Genomic DNA, 19,898 nt, shown 5'->3' on the forward strand with positions numbered 1-19,898 from the left:
TCATACAAAAAAGGCCCCCGGGAAGGGAGCCAAATGTTTGATGTGGTAATTTAAGCTTACTTCGGCATTTCCCCGGCGAGGATTTGCTTAGCTTGCTTCGTGGTTAAGTCGTAGTTGTAGTAAGTCTTGTAGAAGGACTTGGTCTTCTTAACCATGTCCAGGTTCTTGAATTGGTCTGGGTGAAGCTTTTGGGCGGCCCAGAGGATTTGCAGCGCTTCTTCAGCACTGTAACGGTCCCACGGAAAGGTCCCTTGTGGGTTACCGTAAACCTTGTTATCCTTGACAGCCTTCAATTGGGAAAGGGTGGAATCAGCCTTCAAGAGCTTACGAGCGTTGGCGGTCGTGGTTTGACCAACGATGATCACGTCTGGGTTAGCCTTCACGATGTCTTCGGCATTAACGGTGATCATGTTACCGGCAGTAGTGATGGCGTTCTTACCTCCGGCCATCTTAATCCATTCGTCAACGATCGTCTTGGTCCCATCAACCTTAGTCAGGTCAGCTGGGCTCGTGATGTGCAAAACGGAAGGAGTAGTCTTAACACCCTTAAGTTGCTTTTTAACGTAGGAGATGTTGCCGTCGAGGTACTTGATGTACTTCTTAGCGATCTTCGGGGCGTCCCCACCTAGGATGTCGGCCGTCAAAGTGATCGACTTCTTCATCCCGGCGAAGTCTTGGAACATGGCGTTCACGGCGGTTAAGTTAGCTTGCTTAGCCTGCTTAACTTGTTCCGGGTTGGATGAAATCACAACGTCCGGCTTCGTCTTAACCAGGGATTCGATTTGAATGTCTTGACCGGAGAACGGCGCCGTTACCTTAGAGATTCCTGGGTCAACGGTTTTAAACCAGCCCTCTTGCTTGATCATTGGCGTGGTGGCAACCAACTTCTTTTGGCCGCCAAGCAACAAGACCACTTGGTTGCTGGCGTGCCAGAGGTCAGCCACCCGTGTTACCTTGGTTGGAACCTTCACCTTGGTCCCGGTCATGTCGGTAACCGTCTTGGTCTTAGCTGCGGCACTAACGGTAGTTGGAGCGGTAATCCCGGTAACCGGTGCAACGACCCCGGTCAGTAAGGTTCCGGCCAGTACCAGGCCCGCAAAACGCTTCCACTTGAACTTCATTGATTTTTCCTCCTCAATGGCTATTCCAATAAATTATTCTTTTATTAAATAGCCACATTGTTCATAAAAAATTATGACCCCCACAAAAGGTTTTGTGGGGGTCTTGGTTACGATTTCAGGCAAAATTAGGGTTTTCCCTAACTTTAAAAATTATTAACCGATTGAGCCTTCCATTTCAAAGGAAATTAGGCGGTTTAACTCAACGGCGTACTCCATCGGCAACTGCTTGGTGAATGGTTCCACAAAGCCCATGATGATCATTTCAGTGGCCTTTTCTTCGGAAATTCCGCGGCTCATTAGGTAGTAGAGCTGCTCTTCTGAAATCTTGGAAACCTTGGCTTCATGCTCCATCGCCACGTTCGAGCAGTTGATTTCGTTGTAAGGAATCGTATCGGACTTGGATTGGTCGTCCATAATGATCGTATCGCATTCGACGTGGGCCTTGGAGCCTTCAGCGTTCTTGGTGAAGCGAACGGTCCCCCGGTAGTCAGTCGAGCCCCCGGTCCGGGCGATCGACTTAGAAACGATCGAACTGGAGGTGTTCTTGGCGTTGTGGATCATCCGGGCCCCCGAATCTTGGTGGATCCCGTTAGAAGCCACGGCGATCGACAACATCGTCCCCTTGGCCCCCTCACCATCTAAGTAAACGGACGGGTACTTCATCGTTACCTTGGAGCCTAGGTTCCCGTCGACCCATTCCATGGTCGCGTGGTCCATCGCCGCCGCCCGCTTGGTTTCCAGCGAGTAGACGTTATCCGACCAGTTCTGGATCGTCGTGTAGCGGCAATAGGCGTCCTTTAAGACGTTCACTTCCACCACGGCGGCGTGCAGGGAGTCCGATGAGTAGTTCGGGGCGGTACACCCTTCCACGTAATCGACTGAGGCCCCTTCGTCGACGATGATCAAGGTCCGCTCGAACTGGCCGGTATTCTCGGAGTTTAACCGGAAGTAAGACTGAATCGGCGTTTTAGTTTGAACGCCCTTGGGCACGTAAATAAAGTAGCCCCCCGACCAAACGGCGGCATTAAGGGCGGCAAACTTATTGTCATCTGGTTGAACCAACTTGCCAAACCACTCTTTAAACAGGTCCGGGTACTCGCGTAGGGCGGTATCGGTGTCGGTAAAGATAATGCCGAGCTTTTCGAATTCCTCGCGCATGTTGTGGTAAACCACTTCGGATTCGTACTGAGCCGATGAGCCGGCGAGGTACTTACGTTCAGCCTCTGGTACCCCTAGCCGGTCAAAGGTCTTCTTTAAGTCGTCCGGAACCTCTTCCCAGTCGCGGAACTTCTTGTCGGTCATCTTTTGGTAGTAGAGCATGTGGTCAAGATCTAGTTCTGATAGATCCGGGCCAAACTTGGGCATCGGCATCGCTTTGTAAATTTCGTACGCCTTAAGCCGGTAATCGAGCATCCACTCGGGTTCATTTTTTTCCTTGGAAATGGCGCGCACGACCTCCTCGGTTAACCCCCGGCCCGTTGAGAAGACCGGGTGGATGTCGTCGTGGAAACCATATTCGTATTCCTGGTCGTCATGCAGGATTTCGCTAGCCTTGGTCATCAATATCCTCCTCATCAGTGTCCTTTAACAGTGCCCGCTGTAAGGCCCACCAAGCTAGGGTGGCACACTTGATGCGGGCGGGGAATTCCATGATGCTGGTTAGCACCTGGGCGTCCCCTAACGCTTGTAGGTCCGCTAGGTCATGGTCCTTACCGATCGCCATGTCCGAAAAGATCTTAGCCATTGCCAGAGCCTCGTCTGGGCGCTTCCCCTTGATGGCTTCAGTCATCATCGACGCCGATGCCTGTGAAATCGTGCAGCCGTGACCGGTATAGCCAATTTCGTCAATTAAGCCATCTGAACCTACCTTGACTTGCAAGTCGATTTCGTCACCACAAGTCGGGTTATTTAAGGTAATGGCGTTAGTGGCGTCCTTTAAGGCTCCCTTGTTGTGGGGGTGATCAGCGTGGTCTAAGATAACCTCCCGGTATAAATTATTTAACTTAGATAGTCCCAATTCTGAAGAACTCCTTTGCTTCCTTTAGTGCTGACACCAACTTCTCAGCGTCAGCCGCGGTGTTATACAGGTAAAAGCTGGCCCGGGCGCTGGCCTCCAGACCAAGGTAATTCATCAATGGTTGTGCGCAGTGGTGACCCGCCCGCACGGCGACCCCTTCCATGTCTAGCGCCGTCGCCAGGTCGTGGGGGTGCAGGTGGCCGAGGTTAAAGGAGATCACCCCGGTGTGCTTAGCCGGGTCGGTCGGTCCGTAAACCGTTAGCCCCTCAATTGCGAGTAATTGAGGCAAGACCGTTTGCACCAGCACCCGTTCGTGGGCTTCAACCTGGTCCATTCCAATCGCCGTCAAGTAATCGATCGCCGCCCCTAAGCCAACGGCCCCGGCGATGTTTTGGGTCCCGGCCTCAAACTTGTACGGCAGGGCCGCCCAGGTACTTGCCTGTTCGGTTACCGTGCCAATCATTTCGCCGCCGTACTGATAAGGGGGTATGGCCTCCAACAGGGCTTGTTTGCCATACAAGACCCCGATTCCGGTGGGCGACATCATCTTATGGCCGGAAAAAGCGTAAAAGTCCACGTCCAATTCGGTTACGTCAACCTTCATGTGGGGAACCGCTTGGGCCCCGTCGCCGACGATAATCGCCCCGTGTTGGTGGGCCAACTTGGCCAATTGTTTTAAGGGCGTCACCGTTCCCATCACGTTGGAAGCGTGAGTAACGGCGACGATCTTGGTACGGTCGGTAATCTTAGCCGCCGCATCTGCCAGATCCAATTCGCCCTCCTTCGTTAAACCGATGTACTTAAGGGTGGCGCCCTTTTTAAGCGCTAGCTGTTGCCACGGAATCAAATTGGAGTGGTGTTCCATAATTGAGATGACAATTTCATCGCCGGCCTGGATGTTTTGCTCGCCGTAAGTGGCGGCGACCAGGTTTAAGGAATCGGTGCACCCCTTGGTAAAGATCACTTCTTCTCGCTTCTTTGCGTGAATGAACTTCTGCACCCTATCGCGGGCCGCTTCGTAATCGGCGGTTGCCCGTTCCGCTAGGGTGTGGACCCCGCGGTGCACGTTGGCGTTATCGGTTTGGTAAAAGTCGAGTACCTGCTTAAGAACCGGGGTGGGGCGCTGGGCCGTAGCGGCGTTATCGAGGTACACCAGAGGCTCATCGTTAACCCGCTGGTCCAAAATCGGAAAGTCGGCGCGAAGGTCACTAATACTTTTGTCCATCTGCAAGCTTCCTTTCTAGTACCGCTACCAGCTTATCGCGAACGTTTTTGGCCGGGATGACGGTTAACACGGAGCCCAGGAAGCCCCGGATGACCATCCGCTCGGCGGTCGCCCGGTCAATCCCGCGGCTCATTAGGTAATACATTTGTTCCGGATCGACTGGTCCGACCGAAGCGGCGTGACCGGCGACCACATCGTTTTCGTCAATCAAAAGAATCGGGTTGGCGTCGCCATGGGCATCCCCGGACATCATCAGGACCCGGTTTTGCTGGTCGGCCTTGGCCCCGTGCGCCCCGTGAACGATTTGACCAATCCCGTTAAAGATCAACTCGGACTTTTCAAGTAGGACCCCGCGCTGGTTAATCAACCCGGTCGTCTTCTTGCCGCGGTTAGTAACCCGGTTGTTGACGGCCATCAACTGGCTGCCGGTGGTCACGGCGATCGCCTTAGCGTCGGCATAGCCCCCCTGGCCAATCAATTCGGAGTCCATGTCCCCCAGGGTGTTGCCGTCGTTCATTAAGCCAACCGCCCATTCAACGTGAGCATCGCGGCCAATGTTGGCCCGCCGCTTGAAGTAAACGTGGGTGTTAGGCCCCAATTCATCCAGCGAGGAGAAGGCGACGTTGCTCCCCTCTTGAGCGACGATTTCGACCATCATGTTAGCCGGCACCGACCGTTCCCCGACCGTTTGTAAGTGCTGGAGGAAGTGGATCTTGGACTGGGCCTCGGCGACAATCAAGAGGTGGGAGTTTAACGGTTGGTCCTTGGTGGCGTCTTGAATGATCTCGGCTTCGATCGGGGTGTCAATTTCGACCCCCTTGGGAACGTATAAGAAGACCCCGGCGTTTAAAAAGGCTAAGTGTGCGGCGGTCATCTTATTTTCCCCCGGCTTAACCACCCGGTTCATAAAGAAGCGTTCAATCAAGCGGGGATGAATCCGGGCCGCCGAGAAAATATCGGTTAAGATAACCCCTTGTTGGCGCAGTTCTTCCGGCAGCTGAACCTCGGTGGTAGTTTGACCGACTTGGACAATCCGGATCACATCCGGGTCGGAGTCAAGCAACCCCTCGGCCAGGTGCGGGTCGGAATCCTCAAAGGCCAGTGGTTGGTCGCTTAACAGTGGCCAATCCTCAAAGTGGTAACGCGGAATCGTTGGCATCTTTTGGTCGGCCATCAGTTGCAAAGCTTCCAGGCGCCGATCCAATAAGGTGTAGGGCTCCCCGTGTTGGTGGGAAACTTCCTCTATTTGGTCGGCGATCGTTTGAACATCTAATGTCATCGTCGTCCTCCTTAGTGGTTGTCATCAACGAGCTTGACGTCGAGGCCCAGTTCGTCACGCAAGCCAGCGTACCCTTCTGCTTCCAGTTTCTTGGCCAATTCGGCGTCACCGGTCTTGACGATCTTGCCGCCCATCATGACGTGAACGGTGTCTGGCACGATGTAGTTCAAGAGCCGTTGGTAGTGGGTGATGATCAAAGAACCAAAGTTATCACCGCGCATCGAGTTGACCCCCTTGGAGACCACCTTTAAGGCGTCGATATCCAGACCGGAGTCGATTTCGTCGAGGATGGCAAAGGACGGTTCGATCATCAATAATTGTAAAATTTCGTTACGCTTCTTTTCCCCCCCGGAGAAGCCTTCGTTGAGGTAACGTTCGGTCATGGATTCATCCATGTCCAAGAGGGCGAGGTTGTGGTCCAGTTTTTTGATAAAGTCCATCACCGAGATTTGGTCGTCGGCGGGGCGGCGGGCGTTGATGGCCGCCCGCAGGAATTCGGCGTTGGTCACCCCTTGAATTTCAGCCGGGTATTGCATGGCTAAGAATAGCCCCTTGCGCGCCCGTTCATCAACTGGCATCTCGAGAATGTTTTCGCCGTTTAAGAGGATTTCACCTTCCGTGACTGTGTAACCGGGTTGACCCATGATCGTTTGGGAAAGGGTCGACTTCCCGGTCCCGTTCGGCCCCATGATGGCGTGAATTTCGCCAGTCTTCATCGACAGGTTAACTCCCTTTAGGATCTCCTTGGTTTGCTTTGTCTCGTCATCGGTCACCGAAACGTGTAGGTTCTTAACTTCTAATGTTGCCATGTCAATTCCTCCAAATCAGGCCTATTATTCCAATTCTATATAAAGAATCCAACTGGGGGCCCGTTTATTAATCACTTGTCTTACATTATAGTCGTTACAAGGTAAAATAAAACTAGGAAATTCCCCGATATCTGTTTCTGGAATCTTGTATAATAATATCACTAACTAATATAATGAAAATATCAGGCAATTTATTATATATTTTTGGAATAATATTACAAGGAGGGGTTTTTGATGCCGGCTAAATATACTCTGACCCACTTTGAGTTGCTCAACGAAGCCACCCAAGAGCGGCTCCACAACCTTGGTTTATACGAAGGAAAGGACGTGGCGTTGATCCAACGCTATCCATTCCACGGGCCAGTCATCATCGAAAGTGATCGCCAGCGAATCGGCCTACGTTACCGGGTCTTTTGTCAACTAACGGGAGGGATGGAGTCATGACCACCGTTGCACTCTTGGGTAACCCCAACACCGGAAAAACGACCATCTTTAACTCCCTAACCGATAAGTACGCCTACGTCGGGAACTGGACCGGGGTCACGGTCGAAAAAAAGCTTGGCCAAATTAAGGACAGCGCCGTGACCTTAGTCGACTTACCGGGGGTCTACTCCTTAAACCCCTTAACTAAGGATGAAGCGATCGTCACTTCTTACCTATTAAACGACCACCCCGACCTGATCTTAAACGTCACCAACGCCGGCCAACTGAAGCGCAACCTTTTGTTGACCATTGAGGTCTTAGAACTCGGGGCGCCGGTGATTTTAAACCTCAACATGATCGACGACTTAAAGCGCCAGGGCAAGTACTATGACCCCAAGGTCCTCGAAGAATGGCTGGGCTGTGAGGTGAAGACCACCAACGCCCGTTCCCACGAGGGGGTCGCCGCCCTCAAGGCCGAACTGGCCAGCTTAAAGGAGCGCCGCCAGGCCAAACCACTGCTCCTCGACTACCCGCCGATGGTTAAGCAGGCAATCCGTCAGGCCACCGAGGCCCTCGTCAAAGATTACGATATGGACCACGATTACGCCCAGTGGCTTTCGATTCAATACATCAACAAAAACAAGGCGGTCCGACGCTTCGCCCTCTTTAGGGACTTGACCCCGCTGCGTAGCCAGGAAAAATACTACGACGCCCAAAACTTCGAAGACCAGATTTTCAATACCCGCTTTGCCTTCATCGAAAAGTTGCTGGGGGCGGCCAGCCAACCCATCGCCTCGACCAGCAAAGTGGAAATGACCTCTAAGATTGACCGGATCGTGACCAACCCCGTTTTAGGGTTGCCAATTTTTGCCGGGATCTTCTTTTTGATCTTCAAACTGTCCTTTGACTGGGTGGGAACGCCCCTGTCTGACATGCTAGACGGCTTCATCTCCGGCCCCCTTTCGACCACCGCTGACCAGGTCCTGACCGCAGCCGGGGCCTTACCAGTGTTACGGTCCTTGATTGTGGACGGCCTGATCGCCGGGGTCGGGGGGATCTTGGTCTTTATCCCCCAAATTTTCGTCCTCTTTGCCTGCATCTCGCTGCTAGAAGATTCGGGTTACATGGCCCGGGCAGCCCTGGTGACTGACCGGATCATGCAGTTTATCGGATTAAACGGGAAGTCCTTTATTCCCTTGATCATTGGCTTTGGGTGTAACGTGACCGGGATCATGGCGGCGCGAACAATTGAGCAACCAAAGGAACGGTTAATCACAACCTTAATTTCACCATTCATGTCCTGTTCGGCCCGCCTGCCGGTTTACTCACTGGTGGTCGCCGCCTTCTTCCCGAAGCACCAAGCACTGATTGTCCTATCAGTTTACTTCCTGGGGATTATCGTCGCCCTCTTAGTCGCTAAGGGTTACCAACTCTACTTTGGCGTCACCGACTCCTCGGTCTTCATCGTTGAACTACCTCAGTACCACCTCCCCCGCTTTGACGTCATTTGGCACGGGACTTGGGACAAGGGGAAGGGCTTCGTGAAAAAAGCCGGGACGGTCATCTTTGCCGGGACGGTCATCATTTGGCTATTGGCCTCCTTTGGCCCCCACGGTTTCGTCACTAATTCTAGCCACTCCTTTGCCGCTAGCCTTGGCCACCTGTTGGTTCCCTTCCTTGCACCGGTCGGTATCACCCAGTGGCAAACGATCGCCGCCCTCTTTACCGGGGTCTTAGCTAAAGAAGCGATCACTTCCAGTATGATGGTGATGTTTCACACCAGCAGCCAAGCGGTCTTGATTAGCGCCCTGGGCCAATTCATCAACCCGGTTGCCGCTTACGCCCTCTTGGTATTTATCCTCTTGTACGCCCCGTGTTTTGCCACCTTGGGGACGATCAAGCAAGAAACCGGATCGACCAAGTGGACAATCTGGTCCTTGGTTTCTAGCCTGATCATTGCTTACGGCCTGGCCTGGCTGATTTACACGGTCGGCAGCCTCTTCATTTAGAAAGGAGTTTCCCATGCTTAGTTTAATTACCAACACCGTCATCATTTTGCTAATCATCGGCTGCGCCTTTTGGCAACTCGTTAAGGTCTTTAAGCGGGCCAAGAAGGGCAAGTGTGCCGCTTGCGATTACGATTGCGCCGTTAAACAACAGGTCTTAAAACAAGAAAAGCACGGTGCCCAATAAACAAAAAAGCGGGCGACGGGAAAATTTCCCTGTCGCTCGCTTTTCGTTAATGTTATGTTAATTGGTGTTAAATCAACCCCACCGCAAAGGTCACGACCTGGACAAGGGAACCGATTAGTAAAATCCGGATCGCCGCCGGAAAGGTTTCTTTTTTGACCTGCTTGTTAAATAAAAGCTTGGTTTGCTTGACGACAAACGGGATAATTAAAAGGGTCAACAGGACCGTCCACGGCGTTAAGCGTAACACTGCCGCCGCAATAATGGCTAAAAAGGCAATGGTGTTTTTAACCGCAAAGGCGTACAGCGCCCACTTCTTACCGATAAAGTGGACAATCGTGTGGCGGTGGTTATCGTTATCCTCTTGTTCGTCGCAAATGTTATTTGCTAGCAACAGGTTGGAGATCCATAGTTCATCAGGCAGCGCCACTAAGAAAATAACCCCCAGGTTAGTCCAAGACCAGGTAAAGTCCGCTCCGGTGTTCACAAAAACCGAAATCAGGGTGATCATAAAGCCCATCGTGAACCCGGAGAAGAATTCACCAACCGGCAGCCCCGATAATGGAAAGGGACCCGATGAGTACAAAAAGCCGACCGCAAAGCAAAACACCCCGAGCCAAAGCAAGGTCAGCCCTAGTTGGGTCACCAGGTAGATTCCCAGCAAAGCGGCGATAACCACTAGGGTGATCAACATCGCCAACACTAAGTGCGGAGATAAGTTTTCGCGCCCGATGATGTTGGTGTTTTGCTGATAGTCCTCGGTGTCGACGGCGTGAACGTAATCGTGGTAGTTGTCCAACATATCGACCGCCATGTTAAACAAGAACATGGCGATAAAAAAGAGGAGCGCCAGCATTGGTTGCACGGTGTGGTAGTGATAGGCCGCTAAAAAGAGGCCGAGTATGAAGGGCAAGACACTGGCGGTCTTGGCCTTGATTTCAACCAATTCTAAAAATACTTTGACAGACATTAAATAAGTCCACCCTTTCCCTTATTTATTCAATTCCCTATTTAGGGTACAATAGACAGTATAAACCTTAAAGGAAATTTAATGATGAAACAAACACATTTTCCGCACAACCCCGAATTAAATCGGGCCCTCTTAGCCGTTAGCGACCTAATGGCAGCCCGGATCAAAACTAAGGATGGCCAACTAGAAAGCGCCCTGCAAAAAATGGCCACTAACGGCGGTAAGTTTTTGCGCCCCGCCTTTTTCTGGCTCTTTGCTTCCCTGACCGGCCAACCGCAACCAGAACAACGCGACCGCTTAATCAAGCTGGCCACCTCGATTGAAGTCCTCCACATGGCCACTTTAATCCACGATGACATTATTGACGACTCTCCCGAGCGGCGGGGACGCATCAGCATTCAAGCCGAGTTTGGCAAGGACGTGGCGGTTTATTCCGGCGATTACCTGTTCACGATCTTCTTTGACCTGATCACCACCACCACCGCTACAACTCCCTTTTTGACCACCAACGCCCAGATCATGCACCGGATCTTAAGCGGTGAACTGGGCCAAATGGCCGACCGTTTCAAACAAGACCAAACCTTCCTTTCCTACCTGCGCAACATCAACGGTAAGACGGCCGCCCTCTTCTCCTTGGCAGCTAGCGAAGGGGCCTACTTTGGCGGTGCCGACCAACGGACCGTCGCCCTAGCCAAGCGGATCGGCCAAAACGTCGGGATCGCCTTTCAGATCTTAGACGATATCCTCGACTACTCCAGCGGCGACCAACTCAACAAGCCGGTCCTAGAAGACCTGGCCACGGGGGTCTACTCACTCCCCTTGCTGTTAGCGATGCAAGCTAACTCGGCCGCCTTTAAGCCCCTCTTGGACAAGGGACGGTTAATGAGTGAAGCGGATATGCAGCTCGTCCGTCAATTAGTGCTTGAAAACGGCGGGGTCGAGCAAGCCCGTCAACTAGCCACCGCCTTCACCAAGAAAGCCAAAGCAGAAATCAACCAGCTCCCCGCCGGTTCCTCCCGGCGTGCCTTAACCAAGCTGTGCCAACGCCTGTTAAAACGGAGCTCATAACTAAAACACCCCCACTTACCAACTGCAAGTGGGGGTGTTTTTAATTAACCGGGTAGAGTGGTCGCTTACCGTTGACAATCCGAACCACGTCATCGAGTCCCATTTCAACGATGTTTTTGATTGCGGTATCGGTGAAAAAGGCCGAGTGCGGTGAAATCAAGACGTTGGGCATCGCCCGCAAGGTCAGATAGGATTCTGATACTTCTTCTCTGCTGGCTTGGCGTTCAAAGTAGCCCGTTTCGTCGGCGAGGGTGTCGAGGGCCGCCCCGGCCAGTTGGTGGTTTTGCAGGGCCTCGATCAGGGCCGCCGTATCGACCAACCCGCCCCGGGCCATGTTAATCAGGTAGGCGCTATCCTTCATCTTGGCAAAGGCTGTTCGATCCAGGAGGTTTGCCGTTTCCTCATTAAGGGGGGTGTGGATGGTTACAATGTCAGCTTCCCGAAGCAATGTCTCGAGGTCGACGTAAGTCAAGTCGGCCTCTAGTTCCGCATGGTGAACCGGGTCGGTGGCCAAGACATTGGCCCCCAGGGCGCTGTACAGGCGGGCGGTGGCACCGCCAATGTGGCCGGCACCAATTACCCCCACGGTCAGGTTGTAGATCTCAGTTGACTCCAGCCCCACCCAACGAAAGTCGTAATTATCCATTCGCTGGTCGTAGTAACCAAGTTTCCGGACTAGGCGCAGGGCCTGGGTGAGCCCCATTTCGGCAATCGCCCGCGGCGAGTAGGCCGGGACGTTGGTCACCAGTAAGTGGTGGTCGGCCACTTGCTTTAAATCAATCATATCAAACCCAACCATCCGGGCGGTCAGCTGCTTGATCCCTAACCCCTCTAGAGTCGCGTAGACCTCCGGATCCAGGTCATTGGTCTGCTGAAAATCGATCCCGTCAAAGCCCGCGGCCCACTTAGCGGTCTCCTTATTTAACCCCTCTTCGACCATCTTAACTTGGTGGCCTGTTTTGTTTACCCAGGCCTCCACGTAGGGGCGTTCGGTGTCTAAGATCGAATACATCAAAATCTTCATTTTAATCCTCCTTTTGGGGGTCAAAGCTTTGCCACTTAGCAACCGCTTCTTTAAGGGTCGCCATTGGCTGAGTGGCGGCAACACGGACAAAGCCATCGCCACCCTTGCCAAAGGCCAAGCCTGGCACCACTAAAATCCCGGTTTGGTTCAAGAGCCGGGTAGCGTATTGCTCCGAACTAAGCCCGGTCTTACGAATGTCTAAAAAGGCGTAGATCGACCCGCCAACCGGATTCACGGCGTGGTTCGTCAAGGCGCCCAGGGCCGTTTGTAAATAGGTTAGCCGCTCTTGGAAGGCCGCCACCAGCGGGGCAACCAGTTCATCATGGTGTTCAAGGGCATAGAGGGCCGCATCTTGGCTGATCGTGGGCGCCGTGTAGGCCACGTTTTCGTTGACCGCCGCCGTAGCATCGGCTAAATACTTTGGCCCCACTAACCACCCCAGACGCCAGCCGGTCATGGCAAAGGACTTGGACATCCCGCTAATCGTGACCGTATTATCCGGAGCCTCCTTAGCCAATGGGTAGTAGTGGTGACCCGGCATTTGGAAGTCGGCGTAGATTTCATCGGTCAAGAGGATCAGGTTGTGGTCAATTGCCAACTGACCCAGGCCCTGGGCAGCTTCTTGATCAAGCACCGCCCCGGTCGGGTTATTCGGCGAGTTGACGATGATCGCCTTAGTTTTATCTGTAAGCGCCGCTTCGAGTTTGGCCGGGTCAATGGCAAAGCCCGCCTCGGGGTCCATGGCCACCATCACCGGAACCCCACCGGCCAGTTTCACCTGGGCGGCGTAGGGAGAAAAGCACGGCTCGGCAATCAAGACCTCGTCACCCGGATCGAGTAAGGCGTATAGGGCCAACAAGAGGGCATGTTCCGCACCCACCGTCACCATCACCTGGGCGGCTTTGGCGGGTACCCCTAGTTTTTGATAGTATTCCGCAATTGCTTCTCGCAGCTCCGGCATCCCCATCGCCGCCGTGTAGTGGGTGTGCCCTTTTTTGGCGCGTTCGGTGGCCGCCTCAACAATGGGCAGCGGGGTGGCGAAGTTCGGGTCGCCGACGGAAAGGTCGATCACGTCGTCCCTGGCCGCCGCTAAGTTGCAGACCTCAGCTAAAATGTTGCGCTCTTCGTGTTGGGAAGCTTGACTCAAAATTGACTTGTCCATACTATTTCTCCTCAAATTTTAATCATTAGGGGAATTGTACCCTACTCCCGGGTGAAAAACAAGTAAATATACGTAATATAGTTAATAAATGCGGCAATCATTGCATTTTTATGCGTGTTGATACCATTTGCCTTTCCCCTGTCGTAAAGATGGTTTCTCCCCACCACTAAAAAAGCGCCCTTAGGCACTTTGGTCTTGGTGGATCCGTAAAAAGGCGATAATCAACTCGGCCACCGCCGTCGGTGAGAGCTTATCCGTGCGAATGGTGAGGTCGGCACAACGATCGTAGGCGGGGCGGCGGGCGTCTTGGAGGTCCGCTAACTCCGCCGGGGTTAGCTTACTTGCTAGCGGGCGCCCCTCCCCGTCCCCTAACCGCCGGGCGGTCTCGGCGGGGCTAGCCGTCAGCAAGATTACCGGGGCCTGGGCGTGTTCAAGCAGTCGTTGGTTACGTTCCGCCACTGGGGTCCCGCCACCGGTCGCTAAGATTCCCTGGCGCCGCTTAACCACCTCCTTAAGGGCGCTGTGCTCCAGGTCGCGAAAACTCGCTTCGCCGTCGTCTGCAAAAATTTGGGGAATCGGCTTGCAAGCTGCCTTCTCCACTTCGTCATCGAGGTCGTAGACTGGCTGCTGTAAGGCCTCACCAAGCAGGGTGCTGACGGTGGTCTTGCCGCTACCCATGAAGCCAACTAGGATTAAGTTCATTCTTGGTCCCCCCGTTCAATGATTTCGTAATCGTTGAGGACCCCAGCGGCCCGCCTTTGATCGGCGGGGGTGCTGAAGGTCAGTTGCAAGACCCCGTTAATTTCATCCCGCAGTTCCAACACTTGCAAGTGGATGACGTTGACGTTGGCCGCCGCTAAACGGTTCATGACGCCGGCAATCGCCCCCACCTGGTCCGGAATGTTAATGAAGAGGTCGTAAAAAAGGTCCTTACTTTGTTGGTTGAGTCGGTTGCGGCGTACCCGGGCCTTGGAAAAGGTTTCAAACAGCCCCGCTTGGTCTTGCTTATCAATCAGGTCCTTGAAGCGTTGCAGCTCCCTTAGGTAACTGGCTAACTGTTGGGAGATCAAATCACGGTTGGTCGCCATGATCGCCGCCCACATTGTCGGATCCGAAGCGACGATCCGGGTCACCGATTTAAAGCCCCCGGCCGCCACCCGTTCCCCTAGCGGTTGCCCCGCAAAGGCGGTCGCCGTTTGGTTAACCAGGGCCGTCGCAATCACGTGGGGGAGGTGGCTAACCTGGGCCACCAAGTAATCGTGCTCCTCGGCAGTGACGGTCAACCACTTCGCCCCGGTTCCACTTAGCAGGTCTTTTAAACTGGCCCGGTGGTCAACTGGGCCGGTGGGAACCAGGAAGTAAAAGGCGTTTTCCACCAGGTCGCGCCGACTGGCTTGGACCCCACTCTTGTGCGAACCGGCCATTGGGTGACCGCCCACGAAGGCGACCCCGGCGTCAACTAGCGGTTGGGCGGCTTTTAGCACCGCTTGCTTGGTGCTCCCCACGTCGGTCACCACCACCCCCTCTTTCAGTTCCATTCTCGCCAGGTCAGCCAGGTCTTGGCAGATCGCCAAGACGGGACCGGCCAAGATGATAAAGTCCGCTCGTTGTGCTCCCGCGAGTCCAGTGGTCGCCTCGTCAACCAACCCCACTTGCAGGGCGTAATCCAGTGCGGCTTGGTTCGGATCGCTAGCGATGATTTGATCCTGGGGATGGCTAACCCGAATCGCCCTGATCAAGGATCCCCCGATCAGGCCGAGGCCGTGAATAAAGACGGTAGTCATTTAAGCACCTCCTAACTTGGCTAAGTCGGCAAAGAAGCTGGGGTAAGAGACCGCCACGGCGTCCGGGTCAATCAAGAACAGCGGCGTCGTTGAGCGGAGGGCCGCCACGGCCGCTAACATCCCCAGCCGGTGGTCGCCGTGGCTATTTAAGTTTGGCTTTTGAACTTGCCAATTGGGGCGGCCGACAATTCGCCAACCATCCGGACGTTCTTCCACGTCCACCCCTAGTTGCAAGAGCAGTTCGGCGACCGTTTGAATCCGGTCGGTCTCCTTGACCCGCAGTTCGCCCGCCCCGCTAATCTCGCTTACCCCGTCTGCACAGGCCGCTAGCAGGGCCACTAGCGGTAGTTCGTCAATCAAGTCCGGTACATCCTTGGCGGTCACCGTTACCGCCCTTAACTGGCTGGTTTGAATTGTCACATCCCCTAACGGCTCGCCCCCGCTAGCCGTCTCTTTAATTGAAAGGCGCGCCCCCATTTTTTTCAGGACCCGTATGAGCCCCGTCCGGGTGGGATTTAGGCAGACGTCTTTAACCGTCAGGTGCGAATTAGCGATCACCGCCCCGGCCACCAAGAAGAAGGCCGCCGAGGAAGGGTCGCCGGGGACCAGGACCTCTTGGCCAACCAAGCGCGCCCCGGGGGTCACGGTGATCGAGTTCGCCGCCCGGTCGACGGTTAAGTTCGCCCCAAAGGCCTTCAAGAGCCGTTCGGTGTGATCACGGGTCGGCAGTGGTTCACTCACCGTCGTTGACCCCTGAGCCTGGAGGGCCGCCAAGATCACGGCGCTCTTGACCTGGGCCGAGGCCACCTCTAATTTCACCCGTGCGCCCTGGAGGGGGTGCCCCACCACGGTGGCCGGCAAGGTCCCCGCCTCACTCAGGCCTATTTGCGCCCCCAGGCGGGCCAGCGGTCCTTGTACCCGCTTCATCGGGCGCCGGCTCAAGGAGGCATCCCCCACCAGTTGGCTAGTGAAGGACTGGCCCGCCAAGATCCCCATCAAAAGACGGGTGGAGGTCCCCGAGTTATTCATTTGAAGGGGCGCCGCCGGTTCAACCAGGCCGGCGATTCCCCGTCCAATTACTTCGACGTGCTCCCCTTTTCGCTCGATCTCGACGCCAAGGTCTTGCAGGGCCCGTAAAGTGCTCAAGCAATCCTCCCCCGCCAAAAAGTGATCAATCACCGTGGTCCCCTCACTTAACGCCCCGATCATCAGGGCACGGTGGGAAATGCTCTTGTCACCAGGCACCGCCAGTTCCCCGTTCAGGCCCCGGCTATTAATTGTTAACGCTCGTTTTTGCATCCGTTTCTCCCTTAACTTGGTACACGCTCCACAGCATCTTTAAGTGAATGGTTTTGATTACCCGGTCGGCCGGCCCGGCAAAGGCCTGGCTGGTCAGGGTATACCGCCCGTCTGTTTGATAGCACCGGTAAGCCTGCCACTTGCTCGGGCAGGGCATAATTTCCAAGGGACCCTCAACGTTTCTCGTTAAGTAATCAATCGTGGCCGGGTGGCAATAGGCCCGTTGACCGCTTCGCCCCCGCCGTTCCAAAATGGCCAACGGGGAAAGTTCGGTGATTAGGCTGTCGATTAGCTCCAACCGGTCACCGTATTGGTAGTGCAGGTCCCCCCAACTGGCCCCGGTTGGCGTTTTGACCGCCGCGGGAATTAATAATAATTCACCCCTTAGTTCCGGGATTGACTGGTAGAGCACTTCAAAACTGGGGTGGCCAACCACCTCAAGATTTTCGTGGTCAGCCCGGTATTGCTCGGCGGCCCGGTAAGAATCGGTTACCGCCGGCCCTAAGGTGTGAATCTTCATATTAATAACCCCGCAGTTCTTCTCGATAGGCCGCTAACTGTTCTTGCAGCCGGGCCAGGTTGTCAGCGTTAAAGCTGTTAGTCAAGGCCTTGGCTAATTCGATGGCGACCACGTTTTCAATCACGATCGAAGCCGGCACGATCGCGGTAGTGTCGGAACGCTCGACGCTGGCCTTTTCCACTTCCTTGGTCACCACGTTAACCGTCTTGAGTGCCTTGTAAAGGGTCGGGATCGGCTTCATGGCCGCGTTAATAATCAGGGGCATCCCGTTGGTCATCCCACCTTCCAAGCCCCCGAGGTGGTTGGATAAACGGTGGTAGCCATCGGCGTCGTGGCTAATCTCGTCCATCCCCTGACTGCCGGGGTGGCGACTGATCTCAAAGCCGTCGCCAATGCTAACCCCCTTCATGGCGTTGACCCCCATCACGGCGGCGGCCAACTGACCATCTAGCTTGGTATCCCAGGAAACGTAGCTCCCGATACCGGCCGGCATCCCGTTAACGACCACCCGGATCCAACCGCCCAGAGTATCGCCCGCACGCCGGGTCTGGTCAATTAGGTCGTGAAGTTCCGCTACCCGGTCTTGAGCAAGGATCCGCAGGTCGTTTTGGGTGATGGCGTCTTTAATTTCACTCACCGTTTGGGGCTTAGTTAGGTCGGTGTCGACCGGGCCGATTGCTTGGACGTAGCCGACCAAGGTCACCCCCAAGGCGGCCAGTAGTTGTTCACAGACGTTGCCAACCGCCACCCGGATCGCCGTCTCGCGGGCCGAAGAACGTTCCAAGACGTTGCGCAGGTCGCGGTGACGGTACTTCATCCCCCCCACCAGGTCGGCGTGGCCGGGCCGGGGCCGCTCCACCTTGCGTAGGGTGTTTTCCGCGGTGGCTGGGCTGGTTGGGTGCATGATCGACGACCAATGGGCGTGGTCACGATTTTTCACCACGAGGGTGATCGGTGACCCTAGGGTAAGGCCGTGGCGGACCCCACCCAGAATCTCAACCTGGTCGTGTTCAATCTGTTGCCGACTGCCCCGGCCATACCCACCTTGGCGGCTTGCCAAATCGGCGTTGATTTGGTCCACGTCAATGGCTAGACCGGCCGGAATTCCTTCAATAATTGCGGTTCCTTGGGGGCCGTGTGATTCACCGGCCGTGAGGTAAGTTAACATAATTTTTTCCTTTCTAGTTGCTTGGCTTGATCCATGATCGTGGTAAAAACTTGCGCTACGGCGGGTTGGTAATCCTCGTTTGCCACTAGGTCGACCACCCGCTTCAATACCGCCCGTTCCCGGGTTGGATCAAAGACCGGCGCCCCGCTTGCTTGCTTCGTGCGGGCAACCGCCTCAACGATTTCAAACCTTTGCTTTAAAAGGGCGACGAGCCGTTCGTCGACTTGGTTGATCTGGTTACGGAGCTGCTCTAACTCAGCCATGGTGACGCCCCCTTTCGCTAATCAAAACGACGAGCATCAGGGCGCTACCGATTAACCCCACCACTAGGTCACCGGTCATCGCCGCCCGCATGCTAGTGGTTGACAAGACCCCGGTAATTAGCGGAACGGTGAAGGAAGCAATACTACCAAAGAAGTAGTACACCCCGGTGACCATCCCCCGGTGGTGCGGGAAGAAGCGCATGAACAGGGTCAAACCGACTTGCATGATTCCCCCGGCGGCACTAATCCCGAAGACGAAGCTAGCCACCTGCACCATCACGGTACTGGTGCCAACCAGGACCCCTAACAAGGCGAGGACGGCAATCACGTTCATGCTAATCAACAGGTGGGTCTCCTTGACGTTGCGTTTTAAGAGGGCAAAGATCAACATTACCCCGCTGATCGAACCCAGGCTGTAAAGCGACAAGAGAAAGTGGGCCTGACCGTCGGAAAAGTTCAAGCTGTCAGCGGCAAAGAGGGAGATCCACTGGGTAAACCAGATCATCACCGCCATGGAGGTGTACCCGTATAAGACCAAAGCGATCGTGGTCACCCAGTTTGGTTTAACCTTTTTTTCTCCGCTGCCTTCTTGGGCCGGACTTTGGTTAGGCAGGGGGAAGGACAGGGGCAAGATCAAGACGAAGTTGATGACCACCAGGGCGGCCATGGTCATAAAGGACCAGCCAAACCATAGCCCGTTGGCCGTTAGTTGGGCGATGAGCAGTGGCAAGACGAACTCGCCAGCCGACATGAAAGCCTTGATTAAGATCGTGGCCGCGCCGTTACCGCCGTTTAGTTCAACGAAGGTGGTGTAGGTGCCGGCATCGAGGGCCGAGTTGGCAATCCCGGCCAGGATCGCGAAGAAGTAGGCGACGTAAATGTTGTGGCTGAAGGGGATTCCGATCGCAAAGGCTAGGTAGGCGCTCATCCCCAGCAAGACAAAGGCCTTACGGCTAAATAAGTCAGCTAAAAACCCGGTAATCAGGTAGGACAAGAGGCGCCCGATCCCAACTCCTGAAATAACAAAGGAGACAATTTTCAGGGGGCTGTTCCAAGCCGCCCCCAGGCTAGTCATGTTCTGGGCCAAGATAATTAGCCCGAACCCGTGAATGAAGTAGTTGATGTACAGCAACCAGGCCAAGCGGGCCCGGTGAATGGTGGGTGCCTTGACGGTTAAATTAGATTCCATGTTCATTCCTCCAAAGGTATAAAAAAACCGGCTAAACTAAGACGTTGCTCAGTCTAGCCGGTAATCACCAAAGGAAATGAAAGTGAGAGATGTCGCCACCATTCCTTGCTAGACTGCCCTAGCAAGGAAGTACCAAAAACCCTTGCTTAGGTCTGAACGTCGTCGTCCGGACCTAAGCGGTGCGGACGCTATTCGAAATAAGCAAAGGAAAAATAGCTGTTCGTAAGGTGGGTTAATTGATTCATGGTGGTGTTCCTCCTTCAAGTTGATAACTACATTAAAACATTCTCATTTAATCTCGTCAAGGATCAATTCTTATTATTTTATTCTAATTATTCGCAAGGAGTACTCCGGTCGACACACCGCCAGCTGTTGGTTGGTTTCCGC

20 protein-coding genes are annotated in these 19,898 nt (G+C 54.4%); 4 read left to right on the forward strand and 16 right to left on the reverse strand.

The annotated features are described in order from the left end of the window. Positions 1 to 56: 56 nt before the first annotated feature. The 6 genes from FG166_RS05865 to sufC all read right to left on the reverse strand — a co-directional run bounded on the left by FG166_RS05865 (position 57) and on the right by sufC (position 6,451). Positions 57 to 1,121: an ABC transporter substrate-binding protein gene (locus FG166_RS05865; protein ID WP_003683451.1), complete on the reverse strand. Its 1,065-nt coding sequence runs from the start codon at positions 1,119 to 1,121 to the stop codon at positions 57 to 59. A 153-nt stretch (positions 1,122 to 1,274) separates the two neighbouring features. Next, positions 1,275 to 2,681 (reverse strand): Fe-S cluster assembly protein SufB, encoded by a 1,407-nt coding sequence (sufB, locus tag FG166_RS05870; protein WP_003683450.1) that lies wholly within the window; start codon positions 2,679 to 2,681, stop codon positions 1,275 to 1,277. Continuing rightward, positions 2,668 to 3,138 carry a Fe-S cluster assembly sulfur transfer protein SufU gene (gene sufU, locus FG166_RS05875; RefSeq protein ID WP_003683449.1) on the reverse strand — a complete coding sequence of 157 codons (471 nt, stop codon included), beginning with the start codon at positions 3,136 to 3,138 and terminating at the stop codon, positions 2,668 to 2,670. The genes sufB and sufU overlap by 14 nt, the downstream gene beginning before the upstream one ends. Next, positions 3,125 to 4,363: a cysteine desulfurase gene (locus tag FG166_RS05880; protein WP_003683448.1), complete on the reverse strand. Its 1,239-nt coding sequence runs from the start codon at positions 4,361 to 4,363 to the stop codon at positions 3,125 to 3,127. Before FG166_RS05880 ends, sufU begins: the two co-directional genes overlap by 14 nt. Next, positions 4,347 to 5,642, reverse strand: coding sequence for a Fe-S cluster assembly protein SufD (gene sufD, locus FG166_RS05885; RefSeq protein WP_003683446.1), 1,296 nt, complete (start codon positions 5,640 to 5,642; stop codon positions 4,347 to 4,349). The genes FG166_RS05880 and sufD overlap by 17 nt, the downstream gene beginning before the upstream one ends. Before the next feature lie 11 nt (positions 5,643 to 5,653). Beyond that, positions 5,654 to 6,451: a Fe-S cluster assembly ATPase SufC gene (gene sufC, locus FG166_RS05890; protein ID WP_003683444.1), complete on the reverse strand. Its 798-nt coding sequence runs from the start codon at positions 6,449 to 6,451 to the stop codon at positions 5,654 to 5,656. Between the two features lie 234 nt (positions 6,452 to 6,685). On the opposite strand from sufC, the gene FG166_RS05895 reads away from it, so the two are divergent. Genes FG166_RS05895 through FG166_RS05905 form a run of 3 tightly spaced genes read left to right on the forward strand, consistent with a single transcriptional unit; the run spans position 6,686 to position 9,067 of the window. Next, a complete protein-coding gene (locus FG166_RS05895) occupies positions 6,686 to 6,895 on the forward strand; it encodes a FeoA family protein (protein ID WP_003683442.1) in 210 nt (69 codons plus the stop codon). After that, entirely contained in the window at positions 6,892 to 8,883 is a 1,992-nt protein-coding gene (gene feoB, locus FG166_RS05900; protein ID WP_003683441.1) for a ferrous iron transport protein B, read from the forward strand. The genes FG166_RS05895 and feoB overlap by 4 nt, the downstream gene beginning before the upstream one ends. Positions 8,884 to 8,896: 13 nt before the next feature. Beyond that, positions 8,897 to 9,067, forward strand: a complete 171-nt coding sequence (locus FG166_RS05905) for a FeoB-associated Cys-rich membrane protein (protein WP_003683438.1) — start codon at positions 8,897 to 8,899, stop codon at positions 9,065 to 9,067. Between the two features lie 67 nt (positions 9,068 to 9,134). On the opposite strand, the gene FG166_RS05910 is transcribed toward FG166_RS05905, so the two are convergent. Next, the gene (locus FG166_RS05910) at positions 9,135 to 10,034 is read right to left on the reverse strand and encodes a prenyltransferase (protein ID WP_003683436.1); all 900 of its coding nucleotides are present in this window, start codon (positions 10,032 to 10,034) and stop codon (positions 9,135 to 9,137) included. Positions 10,035 to 10,115: 81 nt separating this feature from the next. On the opposite strand from FG166_RS05910, the gene FG166_RS05915 reads away from it, so the two are divergent. Continuing rightward, entirely contained in the window at positions 10,116 to 11,102 is a 987-nt protein-coding gene (locus FG166_RS05915; RefSeq protein ID WP_003683435.1) for a polyprenyl synthetase family protein, read from the forward strand. A gap of 40 nt (positions 11,103 to 11,142) precedes the next feature. Here FG166_RS05915 and FG166_RS05920 read toward each other — a convergent pair whose 3' ends face one another. The 9 genes from FG166_RS05920 to FG166_RS05960 form a co-directional block, all read right to left on the reverse strand. Then, the gene (locus FG166_RS05920) at positions 11,143 to 12,126 is read right to left on the reverse strand and encodes a D-2-hydroxyacid dehydrogenase (protein ID WP_003683432.1); all 984 of its coding nucleotides are present in this window, start codon (positions 12,124 to 12,126) and stop codon (positions 11,143 to 11,145) included. Position 12,127: 1 nt separating this feature from the next. Then, the gene (locus FG166_RS05925) at positions 12,128 to 13,288 is read right to left on the reverse strand and encodes an aminotransferase class I/II-fold pyridoxal phosphate-dependent enzyme (protein ID WP_003683430.1); all 1,161 of its coding nucleotides are present in this window, start codon (positions 13,286 to 13,288) and stop codon (positions 12,128 to 12,130) included. A 180-nt stretch (positions 13,289 to 13,468) separates the two neighbouring features. Continuing rightward, complete coding sequence (locus tag FG166_RS05930) at positions 13,469 to 13,990, reverse strand: shikimate kinase (protein WP_003683428.1); 522 nt, start codon at positions 13,988 to 13,990, stop codon at positions 13,469 to 13,471. Beyond that, positions 13,987 to 15,072: a prephenate dehydrogenase gene (locus tag FG166_RS05935; protein WP_003683426.1), complete on the reverse strand. Its 1,086-nt coding sequence runs from the start codon at positions 15,070 to 15,072 to the stop codon at positions 13,987 to 13,989. The genes FG166_RS05930 and FG166_RS05935 overlap by 4 nt, the downstream gene beginning before the upstream one ends. Continuing rightward, on the reverse strand, positions 15,073 to 16,371 hold the full coding sequence (gene aroA, locus FG166_RS05940; RefSeq protein ID WP_003683425.1) for a 3-phosphoshikimate 1-carboxyvinyltransferase: 1,299 nt from the start codon (positions 16,369 to 16,371) through the stop codon (positions 15,073 to 15,075). Continuing rightward, a complete protein-coding gene (locus FG166_RS05945) occupies positions 16,346 to 16,891 on the reverse strand; it encodes a hypothetical protein (protein ID WP_003683422.1) in 546 nt (181 codons plus the stop codon). The genes aroA and FG166_RS05945 overlap by 26 nt, the downstream gene beginning before the upstream one ends. A 1-nt stretch (position 16,892) precedes the next feature. Continuing rightward, positions 16,893 to 18,059: a chorismate synthase gene (gene aroC / locus FG166_RS05950; RefSeq protein ID WP_003683420.1), complete on the reverse strand. Its 1,167-nt coding sequence runs from the start codon at positions 18,057 to 18,059 to the stop codon at positions 16,893 to 16,895. Next, a complete protein-coding gene (locus FG166_RS05955) occupies positions 18,053 to 18,322 on the reverse strand; it encodes a chorismate mutase (protein WP_003683419.1) in 270 nt (89 codons plus the stop codon). Before FG166_RS05955 ends, aroC begins: the two co-directional genes overlap by 7 nt. Next, a complete protein-coding gene (locus tag FG166_RS05960; RefSeq protein WP_035431074.1) occupies positions 18,315 to 19,511 on the reverse strand; it encodes an MFS transporter in 1,197 nt (398 codons plus the stop codon). The genes FG166_RS05955 and FG166_RS05960 overlap by 8 nt, the downstream gene beginning before the upstream one ends. Between the last annotated feature and the right edge of the window lie 387 nt (positions 19,512 to 19,898).

The organism is Limosilactobacillus fermentum (genome assembly GCF_013394085.1).
Lineage (GTDB): Bacteria > Bacillota > Bacilli > Lactobacillales > Lactobacillaceae > Limosilactobacillus > Limosilactobacillus fermentum.